Source organism: Mycobacterium seoulense, assembly GCF_010731595.1.
GTDB lineage: Bacteria > Actinomycetota > Actinomycetes > Mycobacteriales > Mycobacteriaceae > Mycobacterium > Mycobacterium seoulense.
Genome location: NZ_AP022582.1, coordinates 3,258,786 through 3,274,581, shown reverse-complemented (window position 1 = coordinate 3,274,581; position 15,796 = coordinate 3,258,786). Strand labels below are relative to the sequence as shown.

The 15,796-nt window shown below is 62.9% G+C and carries 15 protein-coding genes; 9 read left to right on the top strand and 6 right to left on the bottom strand.

From position 1 onward, the window contains the following. Window positions 1-12: 12 nt before the first annotated feature. On the top strand, window positions 13-774 hold the full coding sequence (locus G6N37_RS14980) for an SDR family NAD(P)-dependent oxidoreductase (protein WP_174813836.1): 762 nt from the start codon (window positions 13-15) through the stop codon (window positions 772-774). A 135-nt stretch (window positions 775-909) separates the two neighbouring features. Here the strand turns inward: G6N37_RS14980 and G6N37_RS14975 are convergent, their stop codons facing one another. The 3 genes from G6N37_RS14975 to G6N37_RS14965 are packed head-to-tail and all read right to left on the bottom strand — an operon-like array spanning window position 910 to window position 4,057. Then, window positions 910-2,052, bottom strand: coding sequence for an acyl-CoA dehydrogenase family protein (locus tag G6N37_RS14975; protein ID WP_068057230.1), 1,143 nt, complete (start codon window positions 2,050-2,052; stop codon window positions 910-912). Window positions 2,053-2,057: 5 nt separating this feature from the next. After that, window positions 2,058-3,113 (bottom strand): acyl-CoA dehydrogenase family protein, encoded by a 1,056-nt coding sequence (locus G6N37_RS14970; RefSeq protein ID WP_068057232.1) that lies wholly within the window; start codon window positions 3,111-3,113, stop codon window positions 2,058-2,060. After that, window positions 3,110-4,057, bottom strand: a complete 948-nt coding sequence (locus G6N37_RS14965) for an acetoacetate decarboxylase family protein (RefSeq protein WP_142393486.1) — start codon at window positions 4,055-4,057, stop codon at window positions 3,110-3,112. The genes G6N37_RS14970 and G6N37_RS14965 overlap by 4 nt, the downstream gene beginning before the upstream one ends. An 85-nt stretch (window positions 4,058-4,142) precedes the next feature. Here G6N37_RS14965 and G6N37_RS14960 point away from each other — a divergent pair, with 85 nt between their 5' ends. Beyond that, a complete protein-coding gene (locus G6N37_RS14960; protein ID WP_068057233.1) occupies window positions 4,143-5,162 on the top strand; it encodes a TIGR03617 family F420-dependent LLM class oxidoreductase in 1,020 nt (339 codons plus the stop codon). Between the two features lie 362 nt (window positions 5,163-5,524). Here the strand turns inward: G6N37_RS14960 and G6N37_RS14955 are convergent, their stop codons facing one another. Continuing rightward, window positions 5,525-6,430, bottom strand: coding sequence for an alpha/beta fold hydrolase (locus tag G6N37_RS14955; protein WP_067923854.1), 906 nt, complete (start codon window positions 6,428-6,430; stop codon window positions 5,525-5,527). A gap of 888 nt (window positions 6,431-7,318) precedes the next feature. Here G6N37_RS14955 and G6N37_RS14950 point away from each other — a divergent pair. Continuing rightward, a complete protein-coding gene (locus G6N37_RS14950) occupies window positions 7,319-8,149 on the top strand; it encodes an enoyl-CoA hydratase/isomerase family protein (RefSeq protein ID WP_174813835.1) in 831 nt (276 codons plus the stop codon). A gap of 56 nt (window positions 8,150-8,205) precedes the next feature. On the opposite strand, the gene G6N37_RS26635 is transcribed toward G6N37_RS14950, so the two are convergent. Together G6N37_RS26635 and G6N37_RS14940 are read right to left on the bottom strand one after the other, a co-directional pair. Next, entirely contained in the window at window positions 8,206-8,400 is a 195-nt protein-coding gene (locus tag G6N37_RS26635; RefSeq protein WP_158243996.1) for an acyl-CoA-like ligand-binding transcription factor, read from the bottom strand. Between the two features lie 23 nt (window positions 8,401-8,423). Continuing rightward, entirely contained in the window at window positions 8,424-9,344 is a 921-nt protein-coding gene (locus tag G6N37_RS14940) for a TIGR03619 family F420-dependent LLM class oxidoreductase (protein WP_068057237.1), read from the bottom strand. A gap of 348 nt (window positions 9,345-9,692) precedes the next feature. Here G6N37_RS14940 and G6N37_RS14935 point away from each other — a divergent pair, with 348 nt between their 5' ends. The 6 genes from G6N37_RS14935 (at window position 9,693) to G6N37_RS14910 (ending at window position 15,780) form a co-directional block, all read left to right on the top strand. Further along, window positions 9,693-10,055 (top strand): DUF4286 family protein, encoded by a 363-nt coding sequence (locus G6N37_RS14935; RefSeq protein WP_068057263.1) that lies wholly within the window; start codon window positions 9,693-9,695, stop codon window positions 10,053-10,055. 399 nt (window positions 10,056-10,454) lie between these two features. Continuing rightward, on the top strand, window positions 10,455-11,588 hold the full coding sequence (locus tag G6N37_RS14930; protein WP_082962733.1) for a spirocyclase AveC family protein: 1,134 nt from the start codon (window positions 10,455-10,457) through the stop codon (window positions 11,586-11,588). Window positions 11,589-11,682: 94 nt separating this feature from the next. Continuing rightward, the gene (locus G6N37_RS14925) at window positions 11,683-12,483 is read left to right on the top strand and encodes a CbbQ/NirQ/NorQ/GpvN family protein (protein WP_067923969.1); all 801 of its coding nucleotides are present in this window, start codon (window positions 11,683-11,685) and stop codon (window positions 12,481-12,483) included. A gap of 25 nt (window positions 12,484-12,508) precedes the next feature. Then, window positions 12,509-14,224, top strand: coding sequence for a VWA domain-containing protein (locus G6N37_RS14920; RefSeq protein ID WP_332107594.1), 1,716 nt, complete (start codon window positions 12,509-12,511; stop codon window positions 14,222-14,224). A gap of 171 nt (window positions 14,225-14,395) precedes the next feature. Beyond that, on the top strand, window positions 14,396-15,586 hold the full coding sequence (locus G6N37_RS14915) for a cytochrome P450 (protein ID WP_102419661.1): 1,191 nt from the start codon (window positions 14,396-14,398) through the stop codon (window positions 15,584-15,586). Further along, entirely contained in the window at window positions 15,583-15,780 is a 198-nt protein-coding gene (locus tag G6N37_RS14910; RefSeq protein WP_067923870.1) for a ferredoxin, read from the top strand. The genes G6N37_RS14915 and G6N37_RS14910 overlap by 4 nt, the downstream gene beginning before the upstream one ends. The last annotated feature ends 16 nt before the right edge of the window (window positions 15,781-15,796 follow it).

The window sequence follows — 15,796 nt, the reverse complement described above, 5'->3', positions numbered from 1 at the left end:
AAGGGGTAAGCGGTGCGGATGGACGATTCCGTAGCGTTGGTCACTGGGGGCGCTTCCGGCCTGGGGCTTGCAGCCGCCGCAGCGTTGCGAGACAGTGGCGCGACAGTCGTCATCGCCGATCTGCCGTCTTCTGCGGGTCGGGCGGTTGCGGCCGACCTCGGCGAGGACGTTCTGTTTGCGCCAACGGACGTGTGCGACGAATCCACTGTCGAAGCGGCACTCGACCTTGCGCAGTCGGCCGGCGACTTGCGGATAGTCGTGAATTGCGCCGGGGTCGGTATCTCTCGTCGCGTGCTCGGCAGAGAAGGCGCGCACCCGACGGCGGATTTCGCCAGGGTGATCGGCGTCAACTTGATCGGCACGTTCAATGTCATCCGGTCCGCGGTCGCCCGGATGACGACCACCCCGCTCGACGCCGAAGAGCGGGGTGTCATCGTGAATACCGCATCGATCGCCGCCTACGACGGGCAGATTGGCCAGGTCGCCTATTCTGCCTCGAAAGGGGGCGTCGCGGCGATGACGCTGCCGTTGGCCCGCGATCTGGCGAGTCACGCCATTCGCGTGATGGCTATCGCGCCGGGACTCTTCGAAACGCCATTACTCGGCGTCCTGCCCGATGAGGCACTCGGCGCGATGACCCGAGTAATACCCCATCCCAAACGTTTCGGAAGGCCGAGCGAATTCGGCCAGCTCGTCGTGCATATCACGCAGAACCCGATGCTCAACGGTGAAGTGGTGCGGCTCGACGCGGGCCTGCGAATGCCAGCCCGCTAGCGGTGACGAACCCGCGGGCCGCGCCCGGTTCGCCAACCCGTCGCCTGGACGCCGACCGTGGCGAAACATGGCTACCCTCGTTCGGTTGCAGGCCGGGCCGTCGGACCAACAGCCAAGGCGTCGAAGGCAATTGAGTCAGACGCATTTCGGAAGTCCAAGATGACGCTCCGCCACGATGTTGCGGTTGATCTCGGTAGTGCCCCCGCGGATCGTGCAAAGTGGTGCATGGCGGCCCTCGTACTCGATCCAACCATCCGCGGCTGCGCCAGCCTCGCCAAACCGAAGCAGACCCGCCGCTCCGGCGCGCTGTTGGAACCAATGGGCAGCCTTTTGATATGCCGTGGTCGCAAAGAGCTTGGTCATCGCACCTTCGACTACGGGCAACTCACCGCTCGCCGCCAGCCACGCCGACCGCTGTGTCAGCAGCTTCGCGACTTCATTGTCCATAGCGGTCTGGGCCATCTGCTGTCGTATGGCGGGGTCGCGCACCGCACCGGTGTCTTCGGCCCACTGCCGAAAATGCCGCAACAGCGCAACACCGCCGTTTGTCTCACCGACGACGCCGCGTTCGAACGACAACCCGACGCCCATCGCCGCCCAACCATTGTTAACGCCTCCGAGGACCCACTCATCGCCCACGCGGACATCGTCGAAGAACGTCGCGTTGGTGCGCTCGGACCCGATCGTCCACACCGGTTCCACTGAAATGCCGGGAGTGTCCATGGGAAGCACGAACATGGTGAGACCGCGGTGCTTCGGCAGAGTCGGGTCCGTGCGCGTCAGCAGCAGGATCCAATCGGCTTCGTGGGCCATCGTCGTCCACATCTTGGATCCGTTGATCACCCACTGGTCGCCATCGCGAATCGCGCGCGTCGACACCGAAGCCACGTCACTTCCGCTCCCCGGCTCGCTGTAGCCAAGGCAGGCATAGGATTTCGCAGAAAGCAACGAGGAGAGGATGCGTTCTCGATGGAACTCGGACCCTAGCCGGTTAACCATCGCGGAAACGATCAGCATCACAGAAAGTGCGTCGTAGGGCACCGTCGCCTTCTCGAGCTCGTTGAAGAGGATCCAGAGTTCGATCGGATCACCCTTGCCCAGCCCCGGTACGGTGCGTTCGAGCAGCCCTCGCCGTGCGAGCTCCTGATACAAGGCCGGGCAGGCGAATGTGCCGGTGCGATGGTGTTCACCGCGACGATCTGGCGTGTAAGTGAGGGCGATGACGTCCTTGATCTCCTGACGGAATGCCGCCGCCTCAGTGGAGAGATTGAAATCCATTGCCGCTACCGCTTTCTCGACGTGTCATCGGTAGAGACTGCCCCGAACAATCGGTCTGCCAAGTGCTGGTACTGAACAGCGGGGTCGCCGAGCACGAGCGACCAGCCGCGCGCTCGGCGGTAGTACAAACCGATGTCGTACTCGTTGGCAAACCCGTACCCGCCGTGGTAGTGCAGCACACGGTCGGTGACCTGGGCCGCCACTTCGGTCGCGAAGAGATAGGCCATCAAAGCAAGCGATGTCGGATCGTTGACCTCGTTGTCGTCGACATCGGTGGACCTCGGCGCGGTGGAATCCGAAGTGTCCATGGCCCACGCCGCTTTGAAAGTGAGCAGCCGGGCGCCATCGATAAGCCCCGGCAAATCGGCCAATCCGTGTTGTACCGCTTGGAACGTGCCGATCGGCCGGCCGAACTGCTCGCGTGACTTTACGTACTCCACTCCGGTGTCGAGGCTCTTCGCAGCGATGCCGACCAGCGATGCGGCGGTGAGTATTTGCCACTCCGACAGCGCACGTGACCACACCGACTTGTCGCCTAGGTTCGATGCGGTGTTGTGGTCGAAGGTCCGAAAGGCCACGGGCATGCACGCGTGGTTTGCCGGCGCCACTCCGGGGGGCTCGGCAGACACGGCTACCGTGACCTCGTCACACGGGCCGACGACGGTGCGGGCGACCGCCCCGGCGGGAATGAGGCCCCAGTCGAGTCCGCCGGTTGCAGACTGCAGCGCGATCGTCGCAAGCTCGTCCCCGGCGAGCAGTTCAGCGGACGGCTCGGGCAGGGCGCGCAAGGCTACCGTGTGTTCGATGATGGGAACGGGCGCTACCGATCTCCCAACGCATTCGCCCAAGACCACGAGGTCGGCCATGGTGGCTCCGCCGCCTCCTTTCTCCGCCGCGACCCCCATCGCCGGCGCATCCAGAGCGCACAGCTTCGACCACAGCTCGGAGTCGAAGCCAAGCGGCTCCGCTCGCCGGACGACGATCGGTTCCGAAGTCTTTGCGAAGAACTCGGAGAACAGTTCTTCGACTGCTCGCTGATCCTCGCTGAGGCTGACCTTCAACGCGCCGGCCCGCTCGCGGCGACAGCGGTGGTCGCGCTACTCAGCGATCGCGTGCGGGGCAGAGCAGTGATCGTCGAGCGGTCGAAGGAGGAGGATCCTTCGATGACCATGGCCCGACGGAGTTGGAGTATCGGGAGAGAAGCCAAGGCTGACATTGCGCGTGCCCCGTTCGGAGCATCCTTCCACGAGGGTGAGGCCAACTCGAGTTCGGCCTCACCCACCTGCACGGAAGTGATCTGCGAACGCATCTGGCAACGAGTCACCTCGTCGACACCGGGGCTGTTGACGATAGGTGGGATGTAGCGAGAACAAAAGGCGTACCCGATGCTGCCCGCCTGCGCGATCTTGTCCAGCGCGACGTCGTCGACTGGCTTCGCGTTGCGTATTGTGCCGCGCGCCAACACCGTTCCGTACTCCGACATTTCCCACGATAGGTCGCCGGAATCGTCTCGTATCGGGCTGAAGTCTGCGCCCAGCTTGGCGAAACCCGTGAACTCGCGGCCGACGGTGACCGGCCGAATCTGGTCGACCCACATCACGGGCCAGAAGTTCCCTCTGGTCGTCCCCTCCTCGCCGTTGTGGGTCACGCTGATACCGACGCACAGCTCTTCGTAGCCGTGACCTGCGAGGTAGTCCACCTGGTCGAATGAGCGCCTGCTGATGACGACCGTCGGCTGCTCCGGGAGGTCGAGCTCCGCCGGTACCAGTGGACGCACCGCGACCGGATCGGTGACGAAGGTGATGTCGAGCGCTCGGAGATATCCCCACTGTGATACCTGCGGAAGCTCCGTCGGCCCGAACACGATGGGCATCTCATAACGCTCGCCCGGGTGACATGTGAACCCCTGATCGGCTGACGACATCTCGAGTATTCCTTCCCTAGGTGGATCAAAATCTACCGAAAGTTCGATAATGCGACAAGAGGCGGTGGGAGTCCATTTCACCCTAGAATCTGTCGACAACTAGAATCTGCCAGTGCGGCGCTGGAAGCATCCCGCCGGTAACACCACCCCGCGATCAAGGAGAGTCATGGACGTCGACCTGGTTGCTCCGAATGACGTCGGCGCCCTGGCCGCCGCGAAGAAAGCGGAAGCGGCCGGATATCGCGGAGTGTGGATGCCCGAGATGAAGCACGATCCGTTTCCGCTGCTGGCGATGTGCGCGCAGGACACAAGCACGGTTGCCCTGGGCACCAATATCGCCGTCGCGTTCGCTCGCAACCCTATGACCACAGCGCTGCTCGCGAACGACTTGCAGCTCTACTCCCGAGGTCGATTCATGCTGGGGCTGGGCTCGCAAGTGAAGGCTCATATCAGCCGCCGGTTCTGCATGCCCTGGTCAGCTCCGGCCGACCGGATGCGCGACTACGTCCTGGCCATCCGGGCGATCTGGGGGAGCTGGCGAACCGGCGAGCGACTTGACCATGAGGGGAAGTTCTACCGACATACGCTCATGACCTCGTTCTTCGATCCGGGGCCCAACCCACACGGCAATCCGCCGGTGCTTCTGGCAGGCGTTGGCCCCAAAATGTCGCGTGTTGCGGGGGAGGTCGCCGATGGCTTTCTCCTGCACAGCTTTACAACCGAGCGGTACCTCAGGTCCGTGACGTTGCCTGCGCTTATCGAGGGCCGGGCAGCCACGGGTCGAGACGATCTGGATGGTTTTCAGATCAGTGGAGCGGTGTTCGTCGTAACGGGTGAAACCGCGGCCGCTCGGGCGGCCGCCGATGCGGCGGTGCGCAGCCGCATTGCTTTCTACGCGTCCACCCCCGCGTACCTTCCCGTCCTGCAGACCCACGGCTGGGAAGTGATCGGTGATGAGCTGCGGGCCATGATCAAGGCTGATCGCTGGAGCCAATTAGGCGAGGTTATCGATGACGAGATGCTCGACGCCTTCGCCGTTGTCGCCGATCCGCCGGATGTGGCGCGGGCGTTGACGGACAGATTCGGTTCCGTTTTGAGCCGGGTTGCCCTGGCTGCGCCATATGACACCTCGGAAGGGCTCTGGCAGCCGATCGTCGAGGAGTTGCGCGACTGGCGGCGTTCATGACTTGAAGCCCCTGACAGGGCTACAGGGAATTCTTTGAGCCCGCGTGTGCTTCACGAACCTCAGTCATCGGCTCGCCGGCCGTTTCCTGCGGCCTCGTCCCTGGCATTGCTCAGCCGTCCCGATCAGTTCGTCTCCGAGCTGAGTGGTCTCTGCGAGCGTGGTCCGGGCGCGCAGACCGAGGTAGCCGTACGCGATCTCGACGGCCCGCTCCCTGGCCGCTTCTCGTGACGGAAGTGCAGTGATCACGGGGGAGAGGTACCAGTCGATGTGCCGGGTGCCCATGAGTGCATTCGTGGCCGATTGCCAATGCTGGTCGCCGCCGTCGCAGGCAGTGCCGTCACATCCTCGCCGTATTCGCCTCGTCAGCGTGCAGTGTCGAACAGCTTGAGCCGCGAGCGCACCCGGCGCTCGAGGAAGTCGTCGAGCACGTTCTCGAAGACCGCGTTGTCGTCACCGGCCACCATGTGGTGCGCACCGGCAACCGACGCGAACTCGGCGTGCGGCACCAACTCTAGGAAGCGCACTGCGTCGCCGACGCTGAGCACATCGGACTCGCCGCCGCGCACCAGCAGAGTCGGCAGCCGCAGGTCCCGCGCCGCCGCACCCAGCCGGGCTGGGTCAATGAGCTGATCGCGCTGCACGGCCTGATCGTTCGGCGACGCCATAAACGCAGGGTCCCAATGCCAGTACCACCGGCCGTCCCGAAAGCGCAGGTTCTTTTTCAGGCCGTCGAGGTTGCGCGGCCGCGGTCGGTGAGGAACGTAGGCCGCGACGGCATCGGCGGCCTCCTCCAGCGTGCCGAAGCCGGCCTCGGCGTGCGACACCATGAATTCGCGGATCCGGCTCGTCCCCGCTGGTTGCAGGAACGGCGACACATCCACCAGGACCAAGCCGAGCGCGAGATCGGGCCGGACCCCGATCGCCGCCAACGAGGAATTGCCGCCTAGCGAGGCACCCACATAGACCGGTGGGCGGCCGAGGAAGTCGCCCACCCGGGTCACATCGTTGGCGAACCGGTCCAGCCCGTAGTAGCCGTCCGGGGACCAGCTGCTGTCGCCATGCCCACGCAGGTCGACCGTGATGGCATACCAGTTCTTGGCGCCAAGATCGGCAGCGGTCGAACCCCAGGAATGCCTGGTCTGGCCACCACCGTGCAGCAACACCACTGGCGGATCCGACGGATCACCATAGGCATCCGCGACCATGGTGACGTCACCCGCCGGAATCTTCAGCGCCGCGTGTGGTGGCCGGCGGCCGGTGTTGGTCATGTCGCTCCTCAACTAGTCGCTGGGTGTGAAGCCACCGCGTAAACCGTGCCAGGTTCTCGCAATACGCTCACACTGCCCACTCATCGTCATACGAGCTCACTCGCCTGGCCCCGAGCACGCCGACTCCGCCCTGGCTGGAGATGGCCGGTGCGACGGTCACCTGGCTGTTGCGGACTGGCTCTGCAGGTGGCTCCTGTCCCTAATCATGTTGCACTCCTGATGTTTTCGCCCAGGCCTCGGACATCTCGCGCCGCAGCACCTTGCCGGTCTCGGTGGCCGCAGATGATCGACGATTTCGATGCGATCCGGGATGGGCGACCCGGCCCGAGACTGCCATCTCGAGCAGCAGCGCAGTGCTCAGCTCCTAACCCTTCGCTAATCCGGCATATAGTTATATCCGTATCAAGGGCCACGAGTCCACTTCCGCTAAGGAGGCACGGAAACAGGCGTCGAGTCGCTCGGCATGGCCCATGGGGAGCAGCTCGTCCTGGCAATACGTGGACCCCTGGGTGCAGCCGCTCTGTTATCCGCAGTTGTCGACGAAATCTTGGGCGCTCTGGCCAAATTGAGCACTGGGATCTCCTCGATGACCGCGTGCTGCTGTCCAATAGTCAACATGACCAGGTGGTAGGGCACCGAGAACTGTCGATTGTCGAGTGCCGGATGGGTTCGAATGGAGTACATCCGGGTCGGCCGCTCCTCCGGGCTCAGCGGGACTGTCCGTTGACAGCGACCACGGGTTCACCCCAAGGGTCGCGGCAGATGACTGTCAGATGGTGATTCACCGATCGGTATATCCCTGGAATTGAGCAGCTTCTGCTGCGCATGTGCACGCCTTTTGGCTGCTAATATGACAGTCCTATGTCATCAATCGCAGAAGAACGGTCCATGACGAAGGAAATCAGCGCAGGTGAGGCTCGACCGCCGGACGGCGACTGGCTGGGCACACCGTACCTGCGGTTCGAGCGCGAGGGTGCGCTAGCGATAGTCACACTGGATCGTCCGCACGCGCGCAACGCCATGACAGCGGCGATGTATTTCGGTATTCGCTACGCAGTCTCGCGAGTGGCTGCAGACGACAACTTGGCCGGTCTGCTGATCACGGGCACCGGCGACGTGTTCGCCCCCGGCGGCGATCTCGGGCACCGCGCCGAGGACAACTGGATGGAATTGGCTTTTGCCCTGGGAATGGACGTCACGCCTTTCGAGGCCTTGCGTCAGTCGCCCAAGCCGGTGGTATCCGCGGTCAACGGCCTGGCGCAGGGCGGCGGATTGCAGATTGCGATGTGCAGTGACATGGCGGTGGTGAGCGAGCGTGCGACTTTTCGCATACCGGAGTTGTACCGCGGCATTGCTGATACCTACTACAGTCAGATGCTCGCACGGATCATTGGACCGGTTCGCACGCGGGACCTGATGTTCACCGGCCGGGTACTGTCGGCCGAGGAGGCGCTCGAATGGGGGATGATTTCCCGCGTCGTTCCTCACGCCGACTTGCTGACCACCGCGCGCGAGATACTCGCTCAATGCTGCCGAACCGCACCGCAGGCGCGCGCAGTGGTCAAGGGCAATCTCGACAACTACATGGGGCTGTACGACCGGATCAACATGTACCAAAGCGTCCTGGGGCCCGAGGCGCGAGAGGGCTTCACGGCGTTCAAGGAGAAACGGTCGCCGGAATGGGTCCATCCCGCGCTTCGCGTCGAAGGGCGGCTGTGACGACGATGGCGACGCACCACGGCGCCGCATCCCGCCTCAGGTGTTGGCCTCGGCCGTCACGACGTCGCGATCGACGGTACGGAACGTGAAGTCCGAGAAGGACTGCGAGCGCTTCCGGCCAGCCACTGGCTCATAGCGCTTTCCAGCAGGCTCATCCCCACCGTGGCGGGCATCGCGCACTCGGCATCAGGGGCCGAGAGCCCACGCCGTCTCGCGACCACGTCGGCGACCACCAGCGTGGTGATAGTCATGTCGCCAGGCTTGCCAACCTTGATCAATCTGCTTTCGGCATCACTTCTTCGGCCACCCAGTGCAGATGATCGAGATAGGCGCTGAAGTCGGCCACCGGTGGAGGATTCACCCATGTGTCGGTGACGCCCAGGCCGGCGAGCATGTTGCAGTTGTCAATGACCTGCTGAGCGTTCTGACCGAATTGCGAATGGGGGTCGTCGTTGATTTCGTGCGCCAAGCCGATATTCAGCGAAGCCAAGCTGAAGAAAAGCGCGAACGGACGGCCATCGTAGCCAGGCTGCGACTTCAAGTAATCGAGCTTGGCCGGGAAGTCCTCGGGCCGGGTCTGCCACGGCGCCCAGCCATCTCCGAATCGGGCGGCTCGACGGAGCACGGCCTCGGCGTCGCCGCCCATCCAGATCGGTGGGTGGGGCTTGTGAATCGGCTTTGGGCCGAACGCGATGTCGCGGAATCTGACGAATTCGCCGTTATAGGCGGGCGTGTCGCTGTGCCACATTTCGAACATCGCCGCGAGGTATTCATCGGTGAGCCGACCGCGTCTGCGGAAGGGGACGCCGATGGCGTCGTACTCTTCTTCGAGCCAGCCTACCCCCACCGTCACCTGCGCACGGCCACCGGAAAGCCAGTCCAGCGTCGCGATCGACTTCGCCGCGATGACGGGGTTGTGCAACGGCAGAATCGTGACCATCGATCCAATCGAAATCGTCGATGTGGCGCCGGCGATGTAGGCCTGCGCTGTCGTGGCATCGAAGTAGTGATTGCCCGACAGTTCTACCTGCGATGTGGGTGTCACGAAGTGTTCCGGGATGAATACGCGCGCGAAGCCCAATTTCTCGGCGGTACGTGCGACGTGCGCGATGTCGCTGCCGGCAAGGCCACACTCCCACGGCTGGGTGAGCGCGGCCACGTGGACGCTGTTGGGCAGGACGACGCTGAACCGCATGGTCAGCCTTCCTCGGATCGGTCGACAGGGTGCGCACCGGATCGAAATCACGCGGTGTATTCGATGGGCCTGAGTATGGCAGTTAACTGGCATCAGCCAATACGCTGCGATGCGATGGGCGTGATGGCATCGCGAGTGCAGGCGGTTGAGGAGTCCGCGATGAACGCGGCAGTTGCGTTAATCGCCAAGGACACCCACGACGCCTTCTCCCTTACCAAGCTGAATTGTCGGAATGCACCTACGTCGAGCGGTCTGATCTGACGCGCTTCAGTGGGCGTTGACAGTGTGACAGTTGGCTGCCATAGTGCGTGAGATGTCCACCTCGGAACTGCCAAGGGGGTTGTGTCGGTGGCCAAGAGCCTTTTTCTTGTGATGACCAATCCCGTTGAAGGCCAAGACGACGCCTTCAACGAGTGGTACGACATACGCCATGTGCGCGAGGTGCTCGCGCTGCCCGGAGTGGTAGCCGCACAGCGTTACGTCCTCTCGGAGGTGAAGGTGCGCGAGGAAGACTTGCCTGCTCCTTTGCCGCCGCCTGCGCACCGATATCTGGTGATATACGAATTGGATCGCGAGCCCGACCAGGTCATGGCCGAGTGGCTCAAGGGCACCGCGGCCGGAACGCTGACGCTGGGCGAAACGCTGGACCTCAATACGGTGTCGGTGACGGGCTGGACTCCGCGGGGTGAGCGCAGGGAAGCTGACAACTGATAGCCGGATTTGGCGTCGACGATCATAGGCGCAGCGCGTTTGGAGCCGATTCGATCCCGACCGCACCATCCCGCATGACGACACCGAGCAGAGGCTGACAGCCGCGGCTCACGCGCCCAGCCGAGAACATGCAACCGGGCCGTTCGTGGTTACCCGCGATGAGCGAATCCGCGGTACTCACGACATGGATGACCGAATGCGGTGCAGCGCTTGCGCCGATGGTGGCCCCCGTGACGCCTACCTCGATGACGGGGTCCCGCCGCGTGTGCGCAGGCGTCGCCGGAGGTCTGTTTGCTTATTTTCGATCAGAATTTAGATTTTGCTTCCCATCGTGTCGAACACGTTATACATTTCACAGATAGGGATTCGTTGTTGAATTCGTCACGAAGGGGCGTGCGCATGACGACGTTGGAAAGAGGGCCGCTCGCGAGTGCTGGCCCTGACAAGCTGATGAAGACGCCGCGGGTGCGGACCACGGTTCCGATCGTCGCTTGGGCGACGGTCGGTGCGGCGTTCATCGCCCTGGCGATCTACGTCGCGTCGAGTTGGATCCTCGGTGGTCGTGCGACGCCTACGCCGATCGGTGCCAACAACCCGAAGCTGGGCAGGGATCTGGCCTGGAACATCGGCGCCCAGGTGCTGACGATCATTGCCGTCATCGGAACTCTGATCTACGTCGGCAGGCGATGCATACGGGAGCGGCGGGTCACCTTCGACGCCATCCTCATAGTCGCCTACCTGCTGCTGATCCAATGGGATCCGATTCTGAACTACGTCACGCCGCAGTTCTCGTACTCGTCGCTGATGATGAACTTCGGGTCGTGGACGACCGACATGCCCGGCTGGGTGTCACCTCATGGCAACCTCATGCCCGAGCCGACCATCCTGATCGGCATCGGGTTCATCTGGAGTGCGTCGCTGTGCATGATCGGTTGCGGTTTCCTGCGCAAGGTCGTAATGAGGCGCTGGCCACAGACCGGCAAGCTGGGCATCATCCTGTGGTCCCTCGGCTTTATGCTGCTCGCCGACTTCGTCATCGAGACCGTGCTGTGCTACGGGCACATCATCGCCTATCCGAACACCGTGAGCTGGCTGACGCTCTTCAAAGGCACATCGCACCAATTCCCCCTCTATGAGTCGCTGGTGTGGGGTGGACTTGCCTGGGCGCCGCTGATGGTTCTGCGGTTCTATCTAGATGACCGTGGCCATTCCGTCGTCGAGCGCGGGGTCGACCGCCTCAATGTGTCCAACAAAGCAAAGGTGGGCCTGCAGATCCTGGCCGTCGCCGCGGTGACGAACATCGGCTACCTGAGCTACAACATCGTGATGATCGGGATCGGCCTGCAGATCGACAATGACGGCCACGCTGTCTATCCGTCGCACCTGATCAATGGGATCTGCGGGCATGAAACACCGTATCCATGTCCCGATCCCGCTGCGGGACGGCCCATTTCGACTGGTGGTCAACCCGGCTCGCCTCGTGACATCCCCGGTGACGGCCGCACTTGGGTCGACGTATACCTCGGGGGCTGAGGAAACCTACTAAGCGGCCGAACGACGATTCAACTGCCCTACTTAACCTGAGCAAGGACGTATGACGATTCACTCCTCCCAACGTGGTCCCGTGATCAACAATCACAACCTCACACTCGGCGTCGTCGACGACTACCATCCCGTCGGGGATGAACTGGACATCCTGCTGGGAGCCTGGCGAGCGCGTCTGCCGGTGCTGCTGAAGGGTCCGACGGGCTGCGGTAAGACGAAGTTGGTGGAAAGTGCGGCACGTCGACTCGGACTGGACCTCGTCACGGTGTCGTGCCATGAGGACATGCTCGCCGCAGATCTGGTGGGGCGTTATCTGCTCGAGGGCGCGGACACCGTCTGGCAGGACGGACCGCTCACCACGGCGGTTCGTGGTGGTGCCATCTGTTATCTCGACGAGATCGTCGAAGCCCGCGTCGACGCAACGGTGGTGATTCACTCCCTTGCAGACCATCGGCGACAGTTGTTCATTGATCGACTCAATGAAACACTCGATGCCCCTGAATCATTCATGCTGATCGTGTCCTACAACCCTGGATATCAGACGTTGCTCAAGGACCTCAAGCCCTCAACGCGTCAACGCTTTGTGGCCGTGGAACTCGACTTCGCACCACCGGAACTCGAACACCAAATAGTGAAGGAGCAGTCGGGCGCCTCGGACGAGGCCGTCGCCACACTGGTGCGACTAGGTCAAGCAGTGCGACATCTGAACGAGCCGAGCATGTCGGAGATGGTGTCGACTCGGGCCTTGATCGCGGCGGCACGGCTGCACGCCAACGGACTTTCGCTCAATCGCGCGGCACGCAGCGCGATCGCGGCCATGCTGACCGACGACGCGACGGTCACGAGGTCGATCGCTGAACTGATCGATGCCTACATCGACTGATCAACCGACCGTCGCCGGCTTGCAAATGCTGGCCCGTGCGGTATCGGGACGCCTGGTGTGTGTCAAGGCCACGACCGGGCAAGACGAAGGCGTCCATATGTCGGGAAACACGATCGCAGTCGACGGCGGGCGACTCACCACGCTGACCCGGGCTCGAGTAGTCGTACAAGCCGCGATGTACGGTGCCGGATCATTTGATCCGCGGGTCCTGCGTCACCTCATCGGGCGGTCTGGCGCGTGCACGCGCTACTGCGCCATGGAAGGTCTGCGTGCGCTCTCGCTGACCTCGGATCGATTGCCGCCCTTTGTAGCAGCATTAGCGGCTGGGCTGACGGACATCCCCAGGACCAGTTCAGCCGAAGAGTCGATGCGGATAGCATTGGCGCGAACCCAGATTCCTCCTGCACCCGAATTCTTCGGTCAGCTCAGACCCGCGCGTGCGGTATTGGCGGCGACAGCGCGTACAGGCCGGGAGCACGACGGCGACGTGAAGATGCGCAATGACTCAAACGCCGATGAGGCGGACGATCCCGACACCAACAGCGACGAGGCCAAGTCCCTTGATCTGCTGAGTAATCCGCTGACGCCGAACCACCCGATGGCCAGGCTGATCCAGAGTCTGTTCAAGCATTCTGGTGGCAAATCTGCAGATGCGGCATCCCAAGCCGGCGGCGGAAAGCCGGTGGCCAAACCGAGCAGGCGGCCCAGCGGGGGACGCCGAGTCAACATCGGCCGCCGCATCGCCTCGGCCGCTCACAGATTCATCGGCGGCAATTACAGCGGCGACGCCCGCTATCCGGAATGGGACGAGAGTTCGAAGCGGTATCGCAACGACTGGGTTACCGTGCACGAACTCGAGCCATGGAATCCGGATGGCTTCCGTGACCACACGGCACTCGCTCGCATCGAGGTAATGAGGGCACCGACGGCGCTTACACGCAGCCTCGCTCGTAACGTGCTGGAGATTGCGCCACACGGGCGCAACGAATTCGGTGAACAATTGCACACCGATGGCGTCGTCGACCTAGCATACTGGCGCCGAAGCAGATCCGGCTCTCCGCCGCTGCCCTTCATCGGGAAGAAGCGACAGCGACCGGGCGTCGCGGCGTTGGTACTTTTGGACGTCAGCAGTTCGACGCTGGACACGACGGCGCGCGTGGACGGGGAAACCGGATCGGTGTTCGACCAACACCTCAAGATGTCCTATCGCATTACAACCGCGCTCGATGCGCTCGGAGTGCCTGTTGGTTTCTACGCGTTCCGCAGTTGGGGCCGCGAAATGGTCCACGTGATGCCGATCAAGGGTCTACGAGAAAGCCTGTCGGCCTTGACCATCGAGCGAATCGGCCACCTGAGTCCGGCGGGCTTCACGCGGATCGGCGGTGCCGTTCGTCATTGCACCGCCATCTTGGAACGTCAGACCGAAGCAATGAAGCGGGTGGTCATCCTCGTTTCGGACGGGCACCCCTACGATGACGGCTACGACGGCGCCCAGGCCTCGGGCGACACCCGCCACGCCATGAGCGAAGCCCGCTTGCGGGGCGTCGGCTTCGTATGCGTCGGAGTTACGGCACCGAACAGCAATGAGTCTCACGTTCAACGCAACGCGCTTGACTCGGCCTCGGCGCTGCACGTCGCTAACATCAGCGGGATCGAGCGCCAACTCGGAAAACTCATTCGCCAAGCGCTGGCTGATGCGCGTCGCCGTGGAGACCATAGTTCGTTCACCGTGCCGGCGTGACGTTTCTTCGGCTGAGCAGTGCACGGCCCTGAGCCCGACTGACGGTAAGCCGGACACAGCGATTGGTGGATGTTCACAAGTGAGCCGCCTTGTCACACTTTCGACTGTGAGTTAGATTCTACAAGACACCCAGAGTGATGTACGGCACACTTCGACGGCAGATGAGGGACCATGACGACCGCTGACGCAATTCCACAGATCGACACGGACGGACTGCCCATGGACGTCGCACGCGATCAGGCGTGGCGGGCGACCCAAGTGGCCCCGCTGATCGCCGTCGCCGATGGATATGCGGTGACCACCCGTCGCGGCGCGGAAGATGTGCTCAAGCACCCCGACCCGTTCTCTTCGGCCAAAGCGTTCGACATGCTGCAGAGCCCGGTGCCGCTTGTGCCCATCGCCTATGACCCGCCGACGCAGACGCGCTACCGTCAGATCTTGCAGCCGTTCTTCAGTCCGCGCGTCATCAAACCGATGGAAGCCGAACTGCGCAGTCAATTCATCGCGCTCATCGACCCGATCGCGCGGTGCGGCCATTGCGATTTCGTCAGCGAGGTCGCTCAGGTGTTCCCAATCCAGGCATTCCTCACGTTCTTCGGATTGCCGCTCGAGATGCGCGACCAGTTTTGGGAGTGGAAGAACGCAGTGATCGGCCTCACGGGGGCCGGTTTCGCCGCCGACGGCGACGCCGCTCAAGAGGGCATGATGAAGGCGCTCGAGATGTACACGTACTTCACTGAACTGATTCCCCAGCGCCGCGGTAAGGGCGGTGATGACGTCCTGAGCCAGATATTGGCCAAACAACCACCCGACGACCTCACGGATGCCGAAGCCGTCGGCCTCTGCTTCTTGTTCGTGCTCGCCGGGCTGGACACCGTGACGGATACGCTGGGTTGTGCAATGCAGCGGCTTGCGGAGAGTGCGGACACGCGGCAGGAGATCATCGACGACCCTGCTCTGATTCCCGCCGCGGTGGAAGAGCTGCTTCGTCTGGATCCGCCAGCCCCGTTCATCCCGAGGGTGACCTCCGCCGAGGCTCACATCGGGTCGGCGCGGCTCTGTGCGGAAACACGTGTGTCGACGTATCTCGGCGCCGTTAACCGGGATCCAGCCGTATTCGAAAACCCGCACGATATCGACTTCCACCGGCCGGAAAACCCGCACATCAGCTTCGGGATGGGACCACACCGCTGTCTGGGTTCGCATCTGGCCAGACTGGAATTGAGCATCGTGTACGAGGAGTGGCACAAGCGGATTCCGCACTACCGGATCAAGTCCGGCACCACACCCAAAGTGCACTGGCCTCATGGCACTGTCGGGCTCGAATCGCTTCACCTGGAGTTCGACAAGGCAGAGGGATGAAGCTCAACCTCGACGGCGTCGCCTGCACCGGCCACGGACTCTGCTACTCTTTGGCTCCGCATCTCTTCGAGGATGACGACCAAGGCTACGGACATGTCGTCGGCGGCGGCGTGGTCCACGACGATCATCTCGCCGAGGCACGTTCGGCGGTATCCAACTGTCCGGAACGGGCCATCAGCTTTGTCGAAGATTGATCGGCGATCGAGTCCC

What these genes read in the sequence shown, in the direction of transcription:
- G6N37_RS14930 (WP_082962733.1), top strand. Translation starts at nt 10,455, where the DNA reads ATGACGACGTTGGAAAGAGGGCCGCTCGCGAGTGCTGGCCCTGACAAG.
- G6N37_RS14920 (WP_332107594.1), top strand. Translation starts at nt 12,509, where the DNA reads ATGCTGGCCCGTGCGGTATCGGGACGCCTGGTGTGTGTCAAGGCCACG.
- G6N37_RS14975 (WP_068057230.1), bottom strand. Translation starts at nt 2,052, where the DNA reads ATGGATTTCAATCTCTCCACTGAGGCGGCGGCATTCCGTCAGGAGATC.
- G6N37_RS14955 (WP_067923854.1), bottom strand. Translation starts at nt 6,430, where the DNA reads ATGACCAACACCGGCCGCCGGCCACCACACGCGGCGCTGAAGATTCCG.
- G6N37_RS14910 (WP_067923870.1), top strand. Translation starts at nt 15,583, where the DNA reads ATGAAGCTCAACCTCGACGGCGTCGCCTGCACCGGCCACGGACTCTGC.
- G6N37_RS14940 (WP_068057237.1), bottom strand. Translation starts at nt 9,344, where the DNA reads ATGCGGTTCAGCGTCGTCCTGCCCAACAGCGTCCACGTGGCCGCGCTC.
- G6N37_RS14960 (WP_068057233.1), top strand. Translation starts at nt 4,143, where the DNA reads ATGGACGTCGACCTGGTTGCTCCGAATGACGTCGGCGCCCTGGCCGCC.
- G6N37_RS14915 (WP_102419661.1), top strand. Translation starts at nt 14,396, where the DNA reads ATGACGACCGCTGACGCAATTCCACAGATCGACACGGACGGACTGCCC.
- G6N37_RS26635 (WP_158243996.1), bottom strand. Translation starts at nt 8,400, where the DNA reads ATGACTATCACCACGCTGGTGGTCGCCGACGTGGTCGCGAGACGGCGT.
- G6N37_RS14950 (WP_174813835.1), top strand. Translation starts at nt 7,319, where the DNA reads ATGACGAAGGAAATCAGCGCAGGTGAGGCTCGACCGCCGGACGGCGAC.